This is a genomic window from Lysinibacillus sp. NPDC098008, from assembly GCF_044760715.1.
Lineage (GTDB): Bacteria > Bacillota > Bacilli > Bacillales_A > Planococcaceae > Lysinibacillus.
This window is the reverse complement of the sequence record NZ_JBIWBA010000022.1, coordinates 36,536-51,176: the sequence shown is the minus strand read 5'-3', so window position 1 is coordinate 51,176 and position 14,641 is coordinate 36,536. Positions and strand designations below refer to the sequence as shown.

The 14,641-nt window shown below is 36.3% G+C and carries 15 protein-coding genes and 1 other annotated feature; of the genes, 9 read left to right on the top strand and 6 right to left on the bottom strand.

Annotated features, from left to right (window positions below):
• Positions 1-22: 22 nt before the first annotated feature.
• Positions 23-613, bottom strand: coding sequence for a GNAT family N-acetyltransferase (locus tag ACIQVU_RS16420; RefSeq protein ID WP_340804039.1), 591 nt, complete (start codon positions 611-613; stop codon positions 23-25).
• Positions 614-710: 97 nt separating this feature from the next.
• Between ACIQVU_RS16420 and pdxR the strand changes: the two genes are divergently transcribed.
• The 3 genes from pdxR (at position 711) to ACIQVU_RS16405 (ending at position 3,856) form a co-directional block, all read left to right on the top strand.
• Positions 711-2,072 carry a MocR-like pyridoxine biosynthesis transcription factor PdxR gene (gene pdxR, locus ACIQVU_RS16415; RefSeq protein WP_340804038.1) on the top strand — a complete coding sequence of 454 codons (1,362 nt, stop codon included), beginning with the start codon at positions 711-713 and terminating at the stop codon, positions 2,070-2,072.
• Between the two features lie 36 nt (positions 2,073-2,108).
• Positions 2,109-2,963 carry an aminoglycoside 6-adenylyltransferase gene (gene ant(6) / locus ACIQVU_RS16410; protein ID WP_340804037.1) on the top strand — a complete coding sequence of 285 codons (855 nt, stop codon included), beginning with the start codon at positions 2,109-2,111 and terminating at the stop codon, positions 2,961-2,963.
• An 86-nt stretch (positions 2,964-3,049) separates the two neighbouring features.
• A complete protein-coding gene (locus tag ACIQVU_RS16405) occupies positions 3,050-3,856 on the top strand; it encodes an EcsC family protein (RefSeq protein WP_340804036.1) in 807 nt (268 codons plus the stop codon).
• A 49-nt stretch (positions 3,857-3,905) separates the two neighbouring features.
• On the opposite strand, the gene ACIQVU_RS16400 is transcribed toward ACIQVU_RS16405, so the two are convergent.
• The gene (locus ACIQVU_RS16400; protein ID WP_402896354.1) at positions 3,906-4,868 is read right to left on the bottom strand and encodes a quinone oxidoreductase family protein; all 963 of its coding nucleotides are present in this window, start codon (positions 4,866-4,868) and stop codon (positions 3,906-3,908) included.
• Between the two features lie 145 nt (positions 4,869-5,013).
• On the opposite strand from ACIQVU_RS16400, the gene ACIQVU_RS16395 reads away from it, so the two are divergent.
• Positions 5,014-5,556: a hypothetical protein gene (locus ACIQVU_RS16395; protein ID WP_402896352.1), complete on the top strand. Its 543-nt coding sequence runs from the start codon at positions 5,014-5,016 to the stop codon at positions 5,554-5,556.
• A 41-nt stretch (positions 5,557-5,597) separates the two neighbouring features.
• Positions 5,598-5,860 (top strand) — a binding site (T-box leader).
• A 58-nt stretch (positions 5,861-5,918) separates the two neighbouring features.
• The gene (locus tag ACIQVU_RS16390) at positions 5,919-7,139 is read left to right on the top strand and encodes an MFS transporter (protein WP_402896350.1); all 1,221 of its coding nucleotides are present in this window, start codon (positions 5,919-5,921) and stop codon (positions 7,137-7,139) included.
• Positions 7,140-7,176: 37 nt separating this feature from the next.
• On the opposite strand, the gene ACIQVU_RS16385 is transcribed toward ACIQVU_RS16390, so the two are convergent.
• From ACIQVU_RS16385 to ACIQVU_RS16370, 4 genes are all read right to left on the bottom strand, one after another.
• Positions 7,177-8,130 (bottom strand): methyl-accepting chemotaxis protein, encoded by a 954-nt coding sequence (locus ACIQVU_RS16385; protein ID WP_340804032.1) that lies wholly within the window; start codon positions 8,128-8,130, stop codon positions 7,177-7,179.
• A 136-nt stretch (positions 8,131-8,266) separates the two neighbouring features.
• A complete protein-coding gene (locus ACIQVU_RS16380; RefSeq protein WP_340804031.1) occupies positions 8,267-9,451 on the bottom strand; it encodes an NAD(P)/FAD-dependent oxidoreductase in 1,185 nt (394 codons plus the stop codon).
• A gap of 45 nt (positions 9,452-9,496) precedes the next feature.
• Complete coding sequence (locus ACIQVU_RS16375; RefSeq protein WP_340804029.1) at positions 9,497-9,925, bottom strand: DUF1641 domain-containing protein; 429 nt, start codon at positions 9,923-9,925, stop codon at positions 9,497-9,499.
• 532 nt (positions 9,926-10,457) lie between these two features.
• Complete coding sequence (locus ACIQVU_RS16370; RefSeq protein ID WP_340804028.1) at positions 10,458-11,972, bottom strand: DHA2 family efflux MFS transporter permease subunit; 1,515 nt, start codon at positions 11,970-11,972, stop codon at positions 10,458-10,460.
• 157 nt (positions 11,973-12,129) lie between these two features.
• Here ACIQVU_RS16370 and ACIQVU_RS16365 point away from each other — a divergent pair, with 157 nt between their 5' ends.
• The 4 genes from ACIQVU_RS16365 (at position 12,130) to ACIQVU_RS16350 (ending at position 14,602) form a co-directional block, all read left to right on the top strand.
• Positions 12,130-13,038 (top strand): TetR/AcrR family transcriptional regulator, encoded by a 909-nt coding sequence (locus ACIQVU_RS16365; protein ID WP_340804027.1) that lies wholly within the window; start codon positions 12,130-12,132, stop codon positions 13,036-13,038.
• A 212-nt stretch (positions 13,039-13,250) separates the two neighbouring features.
• Positions 13,251-13,499 carry a LapA family protein gene (locus ACIQVU_RS16360; protein WP_340804026.1) on the top strand — a complete coding sequence of 83 codons (249 nt, stop codon included), beginning with the start codon at positions 13,251-13,253 and terminating at the stop codon, positions 13,497-13,499.
• Positions 13,500-13,624: 125 nt separating this feature from the next.
• Positions 13,625-14,164: an SLOG family protein gene (locus ACIQVU_RS16355; protein ID WP_402896367.1), complete on the top strand. Its 540-nt coding sequence runs from the start codon at positions 13,625-13,627 to the stop codon at positions 14,162-14,164.
• A gap of 123 nt (positions 14,165-14,287) precedes the next feature.
• A complete protein-coding gene (locus ACIQVU_RS16350) occupies positions 14,288-14,602 on the top strand; it encodes a hypothetical protein (RefSeq protein WP_340804024.1) in 315 nt (104 codons plus the stop codon).
• Positions 14,603-14,641: the final 39 nt, after the last annotated feature.

The following is a 14,641-nucleotide window of genomic DNA, read 5'->3' as shown; positions in this document are numbered from 1 at the left end:
TTAATAAAATTCCATTTTAATCCTATTCATTGATATATTGCTGGAAGGCCTTTTGTAAATGCTGCTTTATCTGTGGCCATTCTTCCTTTGTTACACTATACATCACTGTATGCCGAGTGGTGCCATCCTTGCGTACCATATGATTGCGTAAAACGCCTTCTTTTATAGCACCAATACGTTCAATCGCCTGTTGCGAACGTCTATTATTATGGTCTGTTTTAATTTGCACTCGTTGTAAATGAAGCTGTTCAAAACAATATTGCAATAATAAATATTTACAGTTTGTATTTATCGCTGTACGCCAATAAGCAGGTGTTAGCCATGTATAGCCGATTTCAAGGCGCTGATGCTTCTTATCTATATCCATAAATCGAGTAGACCCTACAATGTCACCTGATTGTTTATCCACAATGACGAACGGAAATTCCTTTTGTTGTTGTTTTGCTATTAATGCATTTTCCACGAAGTTATCCACATCTTCCCTTTTTTCAATTGCTATGGGCATATAAGACCAAATTTCTGGATAACTCCCTGCCGTTAATAACCCTTCGCTATCGTTTAATTCCAAAGGCTTTAATTTAACAATATCATTTTCTAATGTAATAAATTCCATAATTCCTCACTCCTTCTTTATCTATTACACGATAAAATTGATATGATACATATAACCAATTTCAAAAAAACAAACCATACCAGAGGAGGTTTTCATTGTGGAATTACCTATTGTATTTACTGGCAAATCACCAAAATATATAGAAATCTATCAAGCAATCAAGCAGACAATTTTAAAGAAAAGGCTGCTTGCTCATGAACAATTACCTTCTAAACGGACACTTGCTCAAACGCTAAATGTGAGTGTACATACGATTAAGGAAGCCTATGAACAACTACTTGCTGAAGGTTATATTTACAGTAAGGAACGCGCTGGCTATTTTATCGCTCCCTTTGAGGTTGATTGGCTACAGCAAAAGCAACAGCCCCCCTCTATATCCGTGATGCCCACCGTGAATCATATTCAATTTGATTTTAATAATGGGCATGTGGATAACGAGGCTTTTCCTTATGCTATTTGGTATAAGCTAATAAAAAGGCATTTTACTGTGGATAATTTAACAATAAGCCCTTGGCAGGGAGAGGATGCTTTACGGACAGCCATCGCTCGGTATGTAGAACGCTCTCGTGGCGTTACTTGTGATGCTTCACAAGTCTTTATTTATAGCGGCACACAAAGTCAGCTTCAAGCCCTTTGTCACTTCTTTGGTCCAAAAACATGTGTTGGATTAGAGGAGCCTGGCTTTAAACGAGTACGTGCGGTTTTACAGCAATGTGGTCTGTCCACTAAGGCTATTTCTGTGGATGATGCAGGTATCACTATTCCGTCCGAAAATATCCACCTACTATACACAACACCAGCCCATCAATTTCCTTTAGGTATGATTATGACCATAGAAAGACGAGCGGCATTATTACACTGGGCTAGCTTAAACCAAGCATATATTATAGAGGATGACTATGATGCTGAATTTCGTTATAAGGGACTCCCTATTCCCTCTTTAGCTAAAATGGATCAGCTTCAGCACGTGATTTATTTTGGAACATTTTCAAAAACATTGCTACCAGCTTTACGAATTAGCTATATGATTCTACCAACATCACTCGTAGCGCCATTTACAGCCTTTTATCATGAACAAAAATCGGTCGTTTCAAGGGTTGATCAGCTTGTCTTAGCAGATTTTATGGAGCAGGGCTTGTTTGATAAGCATTTAGCTAAAATGCGGACAATTTATCGTAAAAAGCAGCAAGCATTACTAACAGCTATTTCAAGTTATTTTTCAGCGGAATTTCAAGTAATTGGGGAAAAATCAGGGCTGCATATTGTGATAAAGCTTCCTGATAGATTGTTAGAAACGAAGGCTATCGAGCTTGCCAAAGAAGCTGGAATTCGTGTCTATCCATGCGCTACCTCCTATCAGCATAAAACGGAGGAGGCAATGGTTATTATCGGCTATGGTGGGCTAACACTTCAGCAAATTAATGATGGCATTGCTCGTCTTGCATCTGTTTGGCAATAGCCTCTGTCATATCAAAATGTAAAGGGAGGAATTGAAATGAGGAAAGAAAATGAACTAATTACACTTTTCGATACTATTATTATGGACGATGATCGAATTAGACTAGCTGTTCTTGAAGGTTCAAGAACTAATACAAATATTCCAAAAGATAACTTTCAAGATTATGATATTTCATTCTTTGTCACAAATATAGAGCCCTATAAGAAAAGTGACCATTGGCTAAATGTATTTGGGGACATAATATTTATGCAAAAACCAGAAGATATGGAGCTATACCCATCAGAGTTAGGGAATTGGTTCAGCTATATTATGTATTTTAGCGATGGTATAAAAATAGATTTGACATTGATTCCTGTAAATGAAGTAGATCAATATTTCTCTGATTCAGATGGTTTAGTAGAAGTATTGATGGATAAAGATAAACGAATAAAAGAAAAAATTATTCCAAGTGATAAGAAATATTGGATTAAAAAGCCATCCGAGCGAGAGTTTGATGATTGTTGCAATGAGTTTTGGAACGTATCAGCTTATGTAGCAAAAGGCTTACTTAGAAAAGAGCTACTTTTTGCATTGGACCATTTCAACCAAATTCTTCGACCTGAGCTTTTACGGATGATGTCATGGGATATTGGAATAAGACAAGGATGTCATTTTAGTGTAGGTAAGAACTATAAATTTATTGGTAAATATCTTCCCGAAAAAGAGTTAGAGAAACTGGTTCAAACCTTTTCCCTAGCTGGTTATACAGATGCTTGGGATTCCTTTAATCTATGCTGTGAAATGTTTAGATTTTATTCTAAAAAAGTCGCATCCTTACTAGATTATACTTACCCTGATTATGATGAGAAAATGACGAATATTATCCAAAAATATTTATATGAATCTCCGTGAAGATGTTAGCTTATATCATCAATGAAACTTTCCTGCTATTTTTTCGTATGTACAGTTAAATGAACAAATAAGGGGATTTGATAACCATGGAGAATCGTGAGCTATTACAACAGCATTTACAAGAAATCAATGCATGGGAAAATGATCAAAAGGGTTTATGGTTTTGGGAGAAGCTAGGAAGAATACCGTTTAAAATACTCGATAAAATGACACCTGCCTTTATTCAAAATAAAATTGCCCTATTAGTCGATGAATTAGGCAGTTATATTCAGTCAGGTGGAAAATATTTAATTAGTGAACAAGCCATGCTACAAAGGATTCGCAAGCATTCCTCAACAGAGCATCTTTTAACCATTTCTGATGTTGGACAAATACCGTTAGAGGATATGATAGCGCTTAGTGAGCAATTACAAAGTGAGCGTGTGAAATTTGCGACAGTTCAAGGAGCTTCTACTGGCTTTGGTGGTATTTTTACATTAGCCATTGATATCCCTATGATTCTAGGCACAGCATTAAAAACATTGCAGGAAATTGCGATGATCCATGGCTATGATCCTAACGATAAAATGGAACGGATTTTTATTGTCAAATGCCTCCAGTTTACCTCTGCTGATATTGTTGGAAAAGAGGCGATTTTACAGGAGCTTTCAACGATGAATAGCTACGAAAAGACATCAGAAAATATGATTTCTCAGCTTCAAGGCTGGCAGGAGGTCTTTTATACGTATCGCGATCAGCTAGGCTGGAAAAAGCTGTTTCAAATGATTCCAATCGCTGGCATGATTTTTGGTGCTTATGCTAATAAAGGCATGATTCAGGATATTGCTGAAACAGGCATTATGCTCTACCGCAAAAGGCGTATTGTTGAAAGGTTAACTGAATTAGAAAATTAATAAAGAACGATGATGCTCTCATAAGTATGGAGCATCATCTTTCCTTAATTTATATTTTTATTAGTATTTTACCTTGATGCTGACGACTTTCCATGAATTCATGAGCCTGTCGCATTTCCTCTAGGGTAAAAATTTTAGCAATTGGCACTTGAAAGCCTTCTTCTTTTACAATAGCAAAAATAGCCTGCGCCACTTGCTGTAGCATTTCAGGTCTTTTCGCTCTTGTTGTACCCAAGCTGAAGCCTTTCATATTGCGACAGCTGCTATGTAAATCCGATGTTTTAATCGTTCCTGCCCTACCCCCGCTATTGCCAAATTGGACAAGTGTGCCATATGGTGCTAAACAATGTAAGCTTTCCTCTGTAATTACGCCTGCAATCGAATCAAAAACAATATCAACACCATTTGTATAATTATTAATAGATGCACTGAAGCTATCATAAGTAAATACTTGATGCGCCCCAAGCTCGTAAGCAATGGCTGCTTTGTCTAAATGACTTACTGTGCCTATGATTTGCCTTGCCCCAAGTCTTTTTGCCATTTGAATTAGCATTGCCCCGACTCCGCCAGAGGCAGCATGAATTAATACACTATCCTGCTCAGTAATGGCTGCTACTTGATGTGTTAAGATATACGACAAAAATAGCACAGTCGGTACAGCGGCTACTTTTTCTATAGGAACATCTTGTGGAATTTTAAATACTAGCTGTTCCTTTGCTACAACATACTCTGCATATGCTCCATTTTTCGGAAAGGCAATTACTTGATCACCCTTTTGAAAAGGACTATTTATATCGAATACGTCCTCTACAATACCTGCGACATCTAAACCAAGAATCATTGGAAAATTTGCCTTGGCTTTATTGCCTGTACGATTTTTAATATCAGCAAAATTTACGCTTGTAAAGGTTGTACGTATCAATACCTCGCCTTTTGCAATCGTAGGCTTTGGACATTCACAATATGTTAAAACATCCGCTGATCCAAATTCATTGATCATGATAGCTTTCATAAAGTTCGCCTCCTTATTATAGTAAAATTATAAACCAATAGATAGAACAAATGGAGTAATTTACATAAAAATCAAACCTCAGCAAAACATTTACAACGGCATTTCCTATGATTTTTTTGACAAGAATAGTAATAAAATCTGCTTTATGTTCTCTGGTACAGGCTATAGCTATAATAAGCCTATCCTTTATTATGCAAAATCCCTAATGCCTGAGCTTGGCTATGATGTTATACAGATCAACTACACGTTTGAACAGCAACAGTTTGAGCAGGAACCACTAGCTATTTCCAATATGGTATACAACAGCGTTAATACTATTGTAGAATATTGCTTGCAAACAAAGTCCTATACAAATGCAGTGTATCTAGGAAAATCATTAGGCACTATGCCGATTATAGATTTTTATATGCAGCAGCCTTCTGTGATTCCTGCTTACTATGTGCTATTCACACCAATGTTATCGCTGGAGCATACGATGGAAAACTTATGCAATAAGCAAGCATTTATAGCTATTGGTACAGCAGACCCCCACTACTCACAAGAAAAGCTAGCACAGCTTACGAATCATCATCTAGTCATATTAGAAGGAGCAGATTATTCTCTTGAAATTACAGATAATACAATGTTATCTCTACAACTTTGCCAATCTGCTTTCACACAATTACAAACATTCCTTCGAAAATATTAAATGCACTCTTTACCAAGTTTCCATACATATGCTACACTAGCAAAAATACAATGAAGAGAAGAGTACATAAGGCTGTTCCTCCCAGAGAGCTCAGGGTGCTGCAAATGAGCAGGAACGAATTATCGAAACAAGTCTCGGAGTAGCGCATTGGATTTCGGTTGAATGATGGTGTGACGGGAACTCCCGTTATAGAGTTACAGTATAAGCATGGAAGTTATGCCGTACTGAAAAGGCTATTATGGTAACATAATAGTGAACTAGGGTGGCACCACGTGACGATAAATTCCACAATCTCGTCCCTAAGACTATAGGTCTTGGAGGTGAGATTTTTTATTTTGCCAAAATAAAAGGAGGAATTTATGATGAAGAAAGCATGGCGCTATCCTGTTATTTTATTATGTAGTATTGGTATTTCTAGTGTTGGTGAATGGGTTTATTTTATTGCTTTAAACCTTATTGTGCTAAACCTTACACAATCCGCTCTTGCTGTATCTGGCTTATATATTGTGAGAGCTACTTCTTCTCTATTAACAAATTTTTGGGCAGGCAGCTTGATAGATCGTTTCAACAAAAAATATCTCATGATTCTTCTCAATATTTTTCAAGCTTTATTAATTGTGCTACTGCCCCTCTTTTCTAGCTTAGGATGGATTTATAGCTTAGTCTTTTCGATTACGGCCGCAAGTGCTATGTATCAGCCAACATCTACAGCCTATATCACAAAATTAATACCGGCTGCACAACGAAAACGCTTTAACTCACTGCGTAGCTTATTGGATTCGGGCGCATTTCTTACAGGACCGGCTATTGCGGGCTTACTTTTTACGCTTGGCACACCCCATATAGCCATCTACCTAAATGCAGTAGCTTTATTGTTATCCGCCTGCTTTACTATAAAAATGCCGAATATAGAAGTACACGAGCAATTTATTCGTCATACAACGAAAAAATTATTTTATCAATTATGGCTTGATGATTGGAAAATGGTGATACGCTTTAGTGTTAGTAACCCGTATGTCATGATAATCTGTTTGCTATTTAGTATGATGATTGTCTTTATGACAGCAACCGATTCTTTAGAGGCTGCTTTTGCTACTCAGATACTTGCTTTGTCTGAGGGGGAATATGGGGTTTTAGTTAGTATCGCAGGAGTTGGTGTCCTTATTGGCTCTGTTATCAATTCTGCTGTTGTTGAAAGAATTTCTACTGCTTGGCTTATTGGCATGGGGTCTGTTTTAACAGCTTTGGGCTATGTTATTTTTACCGCATCCTGGACATTCACTATCGCAACTTTTGGTTGCTTTCTTTTAGCATTTGCAACTGCCTTTGCGAATACAGGCTTTTATACATTTTATCAAAATAATATTCCACCTGAAAGCATGGGACGTATCGGCAGCATGTATAGCTTTTTTGAAGCATTTTTTAGTATTATCTTAACAATACTGTTTGGCATTGTTGCTGAATGGATAACCATTCGTCTTGTTATCGTTAGTGCCTCTTGGGTTATGTTAGTGGTGGCTGTTATTTTATTATGCTGCAATATACAGCCTGCAAAGAGGCACTTTTATCAAAATTCTTTTTAAAGCTTTAGCCAGATTGTGGCATACAATCTGGTGTTTTTTACTGCTCTGTTGGAAAATGCTTTACTTGCTCTACTGCCTCTAATAATTTTTTCGTTACAATTTCGGATTCATCAATATGGCTTGTTAACACACGGTTTGTTTCATCAAATAAGGCAGTCGTTGTCTTAAATTTATGCATCACATCTTCATTTGATAATTTTTGATCTTTAATATAGTCTAATAGCTCATTAATGCCTGTTTGCACATTCGTCATAATTTGCAATAAATTATCAATTTGAGTGGACGTTTTAGCACTTTTTTCAATTCCCTCAGATACTAGCTGCATATTATTTTTATTATCCTCATAGGCTAGTCCAATTTGTTCTTCAATTTTCTTTGTTAAATTAGCAATATCCTCTGTACTTGTTTTTGTACTTTCCGCTAATTTTCGAACTTCCTCAGCCACAACGGAAAAACCTTTACCATGCTCTCCTGCTCTTGCCGCCTCAATGGATGCATTTAAAGCTAGTAAATTCGTTTGATTTGAAATTTCACCAATAACGTTTACAATTTCTGCAATTTGTTTGGAGCGTTCGCTTAAATTGCTCATGCTTAACGACGTTTTTTGCGATTGCTCCCCTAATGCATCAATCAATTGCTCCACCTCATGAACAGCCTGTTTACTTTCCACTGATAATGTCATCATTTGATTAGAGGAAGAAATTAATGAGTTGCCCTTATCCAGCGCGCTTTCTGAAATTCTATTGGATTGAATTGTGCTATTTTCTACTTTATTAAATTCTCCTACGATTTCGCCAACCATTTTACCTAAAACAGCATGCTGATCATTGACCTTATTATGCTGTTCAATCGTTTCAATGATTTCTTTATGTAGCTCGTTTAAAAATATTTGAAATTCATGGTCCTTTTTATCCAGCTTTGCATTTAATTCATCAATTTTTGTTTTAAATTGCTCAACGTCCTCTTTTTTAGATTGAAATACTGTGAACATAGCCCTATCACCTCAAGTAAAATTTTCCTGTCTAATTAATTTTACTTATTTTCTTACTATTAATCAATGATGCCTATTTTAGATGACCGAAAAAATCCCCTTAAACGCAAAATTGCATTTAAGAGGATTTACTATTTTAGTATGCTAAGCCAAATAAAGCTTTAATATGTGTTAAGTAACGAATATTCGATGCTTCTTTCATTAATGTAGCAGGAAGACCTTTTAGCTCTGTGTTGCTAGCGCCAATTGTAGCTACAGCATCTTTACGACCTAGACTTGCAAGTGTACCAGAGTTTACTGCTGAGAATTGCTTCATATCTTGGTTTTTGTATTGTGCAAATACATTGTAGCCTGCACATTCACCCATTTGCCATGCAACTTGTGCTGTTGGCGCATATAATGGACGTCCGCCGTCAGCTGGTAATGCTACAGATGCGTCACCAATAACAAATACATCCTCATGTGATGTAGATTGTAGGAATTCATTAATTGTTGCCTTACCGCGGTCAACAGCAAGACCTGATTCACCTACGATTGGCAGTGGTGCTACCCCACCTGTCCAAACAAGTGTATTTGCTACAATTGGTTCACGGTCTTTTAGGGAAATCACATTACCCTCAACACCTGTAACAGGCGTACCTGTAATAAATTCTACACCGCGTTTTGTTAAGCTTTCAGTAGCACGCTGGATAAGAGTATCTGGCAGTACAGGTAAAATTTTCGGACCAGCCTCAACAAGCTTAATTTTAAGATCAGCAAAATTAACACCGTGTTTGGCAGCGATTTTCGGGAAGTTGTCCACGATTTCACCAACAAGCTCAACACCTGTTAAACCGCCACCACCGATAACGATTGTTGCATCTGCTTCATTTTTAGATTGTGCATATGCTTTAATGCGATCTTCGATATGTTTGTTAATTTTATTTGCATCATCAACTGATTTAAGAACCATTGAGTTTTCTTCTAAGCCAGGGATACCGAAGAATCCTGTTTGGCTACCTAAAGATACAACAAGTGTATCGTATGTTAATGTATAGCCATTATCTAAATCAACTTTTTTTGTATCTACATTGAAGTTTGTTACTTTTGCAATGTGTAAATCAATATCTAAACCTTTAAAGATTTTTTTAAGCGGCAATGCAACAGCACCTTCTGCAATTGTACCACCAGCTAAACGGTGAAGCTCAGTGATAATTTGGTGTGTTGGAAATTGGTTAACGACAGTAATTTTAGCTTCATCAGCTGATAGGTATTTACGTGCTGTTAGTGCAGTTAACACACCAGCGTAACCAGCACCTAGGATGACGATTTCTTTTGACATGATTAATTGATCCTCCGTCCTTACGAATTGAATTTACCTTTAGTCTTATTTACCTTTACGTTCTGCGTTTACTTGTAAGAAAGCATTAACAAAACGGAAAATATTTTGAACTTGCGGGTCCTTTAACATTTTCATAAGACCGAATAAACCAATTACTTCCTGGCTTTCAGATGCACGGTCTTTCGCTTCAATCGCAGTTGCTGCAAGGTTTTTGGCAGAACCTACTACAGGTCCAGCAATTTCTGATACTGCTCCAACAGTATCATTTTTAAGCACTTCGTCTGTTGCAACAGCTTGAGCAAACTCATATGATTTTGTTACTAATGTCATCATTTCAGTTAGCTTTGGTAATTGCTCAACTAATGTTGTAAGTGACTCCTGAACTTCAGGCTTTAATAATTGATCTAGTACATCTAATTGCTCTTTACTCACAGTTACTTGCTCAGCCTGTGTTTGGTTATTCGTTTCTGACATTTTGAACTCTCCTTTGCCATCACTAGTACTATTTTTTATTACTTACATGTAAAAAAGACCATTAAGGTAAAACTTAACAGTCGTTACAGCGTATATCTTACACATTCACCAGTCACAAGGGCTGGATAGCAATCGTATGACTTGTTATTAGCGTGTTTAACTTTATCGTGCAAAAAGCGCATCATAATACCATCCTTATCTTGTCTTGGTGACATTACAACCTTCATTATAAGACTGTTTGCCCATTATTTCAATGCGCTAATACACAAATTCGACAATATTTTCAAGCTCCTTTGTTTTGGTCAACGATTTGCTATTAAACTATCATAAATTTGACTTATTATGCAGCATCAAAGCTTGAACATTATGCTTGTTGATAAACCTTTATTTTACAGAGCATACTGTTCCCACATATAGATAAGATTGCCCTATATTAGAGCGCTATTAAAGTTAATCAATTGTACCGTCATTGGAACTTTACTTAAAAAACCCCCTAGAGATAACTAATTTATCTTAAGGGAGTTTCTACATATTATTTAGTTGGCTTTTTTAAATCCATAGTATTTGCTGCACTTTCAACTTTTACACGTTTTAAGAAGAATGCCAGCACTATGGCAACCGCTGTTAAAGCTGTCGCGATTAAGAAGGAATGTGTAATACCATCTAATAAAGCCGTTTGCATAATTTGGTCTTGCATTTGCTGCATCTGCTCTGGCGTAGGCGCAGCCCCTGATTGTGCTGCATTTGCTTTTGCCTCTGCCACTAATTCCTCTGCTTTCACCTTTGTACGATTATTCATAAATGTTACTAATATTGCACTACCAATAGCGCCTGACACTTGCTGCAATGTATTGTTAATCGCTGTACCGTGCGGATTCATAATTTGTGGTAGTTGATTTAAGCCATTTGTCATAATTGGCATCATAATCATCGACATACCAAACATACGAATTGTGTACATTGATACAATATATGTGTAGCTTGAATCAATCTCCAATTTTGTTAAACCGAATGTCGCGGCTGTTGTGATTACCAAACCAATAATTGCTAACACTCGTGGACCAAACTTATCAAATAATTTACCAGTGATTGGCGACATAATCCCCATTACAAGTGCCCCTGGCAGCATCATTAAACCAGCCTCAAACGGTTCAATACCACGAATAGATTGGACATAAGCTGGCGTTAAAATCATTCCTGAGAACATTGCCATCGAAATAATAACGGAAATCACAGATCCTAATGCAAACATTGGATATTTATAAATACGTAGCTCCAGTAGCGGTTCATCCATTTTCAACTGTTTAATAATGAAAATAATTAATGCGATAAAGCCAATTGTAATTGTGCCGTATACCCAAGGACTTGACCATCCTTTATCACCTGCTGTACTAAAGCCGTATAAAATACCACCGAATGCAACTGTTGATAACAGGACTGAAGGGAAATCTAAGTGTACTTCACGTGTTTCCATAACATTTCGTAGTTTCCAAACGCCAAATAATAAGCTAAGAATAGCAAATGGAATAATCATTTGGAAAAGCATACGCCAATCGTGATGTTCCACAATATAGCCTGATAATGTAGGACCAATTGCTGGCGCCATAATCATTACTAAACCAAAAATCCCCATTGCTGCCCCACGTTTTTCTTTCGGGAAGCTCGTTAGCATCACATTCATTAAAAGTGGTGACATACTAGAAGCACCTGCTGCTTGCACCATACGACCTGCTAGCAGCATACCAAAGTTCGGTGCGAAACCTGCCATAATTGTACCAATTGTAAAGATAGACATCGCTGTAATAAATAAATGTCTATTTTTAAAGCGTGTAACAAAGAATGCTGAAGCAGGAACCAAAATACCGCTAACAAGCATATAGCCTGTTGCAAGCCATTGTACCTTTGCATATGTGATACCAAAATCGTTCATAATTGTTGGTAATGCTACATTCAACAGTGTGTTATTTAGAAAAGCAACAAAAGCACCCACAAATAAAATGGCTATCATGCCATATGGGGGCTTTTTCATTATTTGCTCACTATCCATTTTTATCCCTCAATTCTTTCTTATGTTTTGCGATAAAATTTATTTTATACTCGTAGTCTATTTTTTTCAACAAATAAGTTTATAAATTTTATAAATGTTGATGTATAAGCGTTTATACTATAGAATAAGAGTATAATACTTTAAAAAAGGTGAGGTTATGAATAAAAGAAAACGACAAATTATTACAGCAGCCCGTGAACTTTTTATAAAAAAAGGATTCGTTGATACATCCATTAATGACATTATTAGTGCTGCTAAAATTTCAAAGGGTACATTTTATAATCACTTTGCTTCTAAAAACGAATGCTTAATCGCCATTCTAGATGAGGGACGTGAAGAAGCAAGCAATCGTCGCCATGAACTGCTTTATGGAAAGGACCCAACGGATTTAGAGGTACTAACACAGCAAGTTGCGGTGCTTATGCATGTCAATAAAGAGCTAAATTTAGTACAAATTTTCGAATCTATCTTCCATTCACGTGATGCCGAGCTAAAAAAAATTATTATTAACTACCATTTACAAGAAGTAGAATGGCTTGCTAATCGCCTTGTACAAGTATTTGGAGAAGAGATTAGCCCTATTAGCTATGAATGTGCTGTGCAAACATTTGGCATGATTAACCTCACATTACGTGCAGTCTTTATTGCTGATTATAAATACATCAATCGAGAAGCCATTGTACGTGTAGCATTACGCAATATTAGCGTAATTATACCTACTATGCTGGAATCAAAAGAAATTCTGATTAGTGTGGAAATGATTAATACCATTCAAAATGTCGTGAACTATAAAAATGTGACAAAGGAAATGGTGATTGAGCAATTACAAGGCTTCACAAAAGGGCTATCAAGTACAGATACACCAGAGGGCTTAGAATATGCACAGTTTTTATTAGAGGAATTACAGCAAGAAAAACCAAAGCTCTTTATTGTTGAATCATTGCTTACACCTTTCCGTAAAGCTTTCGCAGGCACAGAGCATGTAGGTGAAGCACGCGATATCGCCAACAGCTTATGGCGCTATGTCAAAATTGAACAACCGGCTGAGCGTTCACAAAATAGATAATCAATAAAAGGCGTTAAGATGACTTCTCTAAGGTAATTGAGGTCATCTTTTTTATGGTTAATGTCAAATATTCTAGTGCAGAGAAAAGAGGTTTCCACAGGCTTTCTTTATACCTGTCATCATTTTTACTTATTTAGAGTAGTTAATATTGTCAGTTGTTCCTATTAAATTATATAATAATTAAAAACTTTCAAATAAAGAGGCAATGGCTGATGAAAAAAGAATGGAATTTAATATTAACTCTAGTTGTTGTTTTAATTATTGCGGCTTTTTCAGTAATCAACGTAGATCGTGTAACCGTTAATTATTTATTTGGAGAAGCAGAATGGCCATTAATCCTTGTTATTATTGGCTCTGTTTTATTGGGCGCATTACTAGGTGGATTAATTAGTATGCTTAAAGTTTATCAGCTTCAAAAGGCTTTAAAAAAGGCTCAAGCTGAAATAGACCGTCTATCTTAAATACACATTGAACAATAGCGATGTTATTTCCTATTTAACCTTATAAATCGTTTTCATCTGTCCCCTACTGTATACTATTAGTACAACTATACAGCTTAGGGGGCATTTTGTTGTTACAGCGAATTATGATTACTGGCTATCGACCACATGAACTTGGTATTTTTAATGATAAGCATCCGGGCATTGCCATTATTAAAAAAGCAGTAGAGGATCGCTTACGTGTATTATTAGATGAAGGACTTGAATGGGTGATTATCAGTGGACAGCAGGGCGTGGAAACATGGAGTGCTGAAGTAATATGGATGCTACAAAAGGAATTTCCTCACTTGAAATATTCGGTTATTACCCCTTTTTTAGAACAAGAGAAAAATTGGCAGGACCCTAAAAAGGAAAAATATCAAACAATACTTGCCCAAGCCGATTTTGTGACAAGCGTTACCAAAAGACCCTATGAAGCACCTTGGCAATTTATTGAGAAGGATAAATTTATTATTCAAAATACAGATGGACTACTGCTTATTTATGATGAGGAAAATGAAGGATCACCAAAATATATTAAGCGTTTGACTGAAAAATATATGGAAACACATGACTATACGCTTTTCATTATTAATGCCTATGATTTACAAATTGTAGCGGAGGAAATACAGCAGCAGGATTGGTAGAAAAATATTGCTATAATTTTCTGATAATTATATACTAGAACCATAAAAACTTTCGCGAAGTTTTAGTTTTCATCAATTGTTCTTAATGGATGCTACTAATAATTCGAAAGGAGTTGTTGTCATTTGAATAAACAAATTGAAATGATTTTTGAAGCGTCTCCAGTGAATGTCGCTCACGATACGTATCGCAGAGAGTGTAGATATACACGTGGTATTCATATTGAAGAACAAGAGTTTCTGGCTATTTTAAAGACAATGAGCCCTGATGCACGTTTATATTTTGACTTCCATAACCCACGTAAAGAAATTAAAAAAGGCACATATTTAAATGGACACTCCGGTTTAGCCTACAATATTTATCATTACTACAAGCAAAATTATCATATCGAGGTTGCCGAGTTAATTAATGGTCAAGATTTTTATGTAAAAATAATATAACCTACACAAAAAAGCCCCTTTAAAGTTTTTTACTTTAAA

Excerpts from the sequence above, each read along its gene's own strand:
- ACIQVU_RS16420 (WP_340804039.1), bottom strand. The coding sequence starts at position 613 with ATGGAATTTATTACATTAGAAAATGATATTGTTAAATTAAAGCCTTTG.
- ACIQVU_RS16405 (WP_340804036.1), top strand. The coding sequence starts at position 3,050 with ATGGAGAATCGTGAGCTATTACAACAGCATTTACAAGAAATCAATGCA.
- ACIQVU_RS16400 (WP_402896354.1), bottom strand. The coding sequence starts at position 4,868 with ATGAAAGCTATCATGATCAATGAATTTGGATCAGCGGATGTTTTAACA.
- ACIQVU_RS16395 (WP_402896352.1), top strand. The coding sequence starts at position 5,014 with ATGTTCTCTGGTACAGGCTATAGCTATAATAAGCCTATCCTTTATTAT.
- ACIQVU_RS16390 (WP_402896350.1), top strand. The coding sequence starts at position 5,919 with ATGAAGAAAGCATGGCGCTATCCTGTTATTTTATTATGTAGTATTGGT.
- ACIQVU_RS16385 (WP_340804032.1), bottom strand. The coding sequence starts at position 8,130 with ATGTTCACAGTATTTCAATCTAAAAAAGAGGACGTTGAGCAATTTAAA.
- ACIQVU_RS16380 (WP_340804031.1), bottom strand. The coding sequence starts at position 9,451 with ATGTCAAAAGAAATCGTCATCCTAGGTGCTGGTTACGCTGGTGTGTTA.
- ACIQVU_RS16375 (WP_340804029.1), bottom strand. The coding sequence starts at position 9,925 with ATGTCAGAAACGAATAACCAAACACAGGCTGAGCAAGTAACTGTGAGT.
- ACIQVU_RS16370 (WP_340804028.1), bottom strand. The coding sequence starts at position 11,972 with ATGGATAGTGAGCAAATAATGAAAAAGCCCCCATATGGCATGATAGCC.
- ACIQVU_RS16365 (WP_340804027.1), top strand. The coding sequence starts at position 12,130 with ATGAATAAAAGAAAACGACAAATTATTACAGCAGCCCGTGAACTTTTT.
- ACIQVU_RS16360 (WP_340804026.1), top strand. The coding sequence starts at position 13,251 with ATGAAAAAAGAATGGAATTTAATATTAACTCTAGTTGTTGTTTTAATT.
- ACIQVU_RS16355 (WP_402896367.1), top strand. The coding sequence starts at position 13,625 with ATGATTACTGGCTATCGACCACATGAACTTGGTATTTTTAATGATAAG.